Source organism: Streptomyces sp. SID14436 (assembly GCF_010548465.1).
Classification (GTDB): domain Bacteria; phylum Actinomycetota; class Actinomycetes; order Streptomycetales; family Streptomycetaceae; genus Streptomyces.
Genome location: NZ_JAAGMD010000066.1, coordinates 1 through 1,252, shown reverse-complemented (window position 1 = coordinate 1,252; position 1,252 = coordinate 1). Strand labels below are relative to the sequence as shown.

Annotated in this window: 2 protein-coding genes; both read left to right on the top strand. The window is 78.0% G+C overall.

The features are described 5' to 3' along the window. Nucleotides 1-478 (top strand): RNA polymerase sigma factor (locus tag G3I53_RS02195; protein ID WP_164437978.1); only part of this gene is annotated, 478 nt, incomplete at its 5' end. Then, the coding region (locus tag G3I53_RS02190) for a zf-HC2 domain-containing protein (RefSeq protein ID WP_239063484.1) at nt 475-1,252 on the top strand (778 nt) is incomplete at its 3' end. The genes G3I53_RS02195 and G3I53_RS02190, both read left to right, overlap by 4 nt.

The window sequence follows — 1,252 nt, the reverse complement described above, 5'->3', positions numbered from 1 at the left end:
CGAGGAGCTGTACCGGCGGTACGCGCCGTGGCTGACCGCCCGGATGCGCAGCCGCTGCGCGGACGCGGGTGTCGTCGACGACGTGGTCCAGGAGACCTTCCTGGCCGTCTGGCGCGGCACGGCCCGCTACCGCGACTCCGGCGCGGACGCCGCCGGCTGGCTGTGGCGGATCGCCTCCCGGCGGCTGATCGACGCCCTGCGCGGCGCCGGTGCCCGGGGCCGGCTGCGGCAGACGCTGGCCCGGCTGCGGCACCGGGACGAGGCGTCGGCGGAGGAGCGCGTGCTGGCCGGCGTGGAGCACGGGGACCTGGCCGGTGCGCTGGTCCGGCTCTCCCCCGAACTGCGCGCGGTGCTCCAGGCGACCGTGCTGGACGGGCTGACCACCCGTGAGGCCGCCGTCCTGCTCGGCATCCCGCCGGGCACGGTCAAGACGCGGGCGATGCGGGCCCGCAAGCAACTGCGGGAGGCGCTGGCATGACGAACACACCTTCGCACGGCGCGGCCGGCGACGACCGGGACGGCGGGACGCGGGGCCCCTCCGGCGCGACGGGCGGCTGGCACGTCCCCGAGGAGGACCTGCGGGCCTACGCGCGCGGCGAGCTGACCGCGCCGATGCTGTGGTCCGCCGACAGTCACCTCACCGCCTGCGCGGCCTGCCGGGCCGTGCTCGCCGAGGCCGGTGACCCCGTCGCCCTGGACGCCGGCTGGGAACGGCTCGACGCCGCCCTGGACGCGCCCCGCCCGGGCCTGCTGGAGTCGCTGCTGCTGCGCACCGGCGTCGCCGACCACACCGCGCGCCTCCTCGCCGCCACCCCGGTGCTGCGGCGTTCCTGGCTGGGCGCGGTCGGGGCCGTCCTGCTGCTCACCGTCATGGCGAGCCACACGATGCGCGGCACCACCTCGCCCACCCTCTTCCTCGCCCTCGCGCCGCTGCTGCCGCTCGCCGGGGTGGCGCTGTCCTACGGGCCCGCGCTGGACCCCACGTACGAGATGGCCGTGGTCGCCCCGATGCACGGCTTCCGCCTGCTGATGATCCGCACCGTGGCGGTCCTGACCGCCGCGCTCGGCCTCAACGGGCTGGCGACGCTCGCCCTGCCCGGTTACGGGCCGCGGGCCCTGGCCTGGCTGCTGCCCGCGCTCGCGCTCACCGCGAGCGGGCTCGCCCTGACCCCCCGGCTCGGCCCGGTCCTGGCGCCGTTCCTGGCCGGGGCCGGCTGGGTCGTGCTGCTGGTCGCCGCGGACGCCGTGCGGG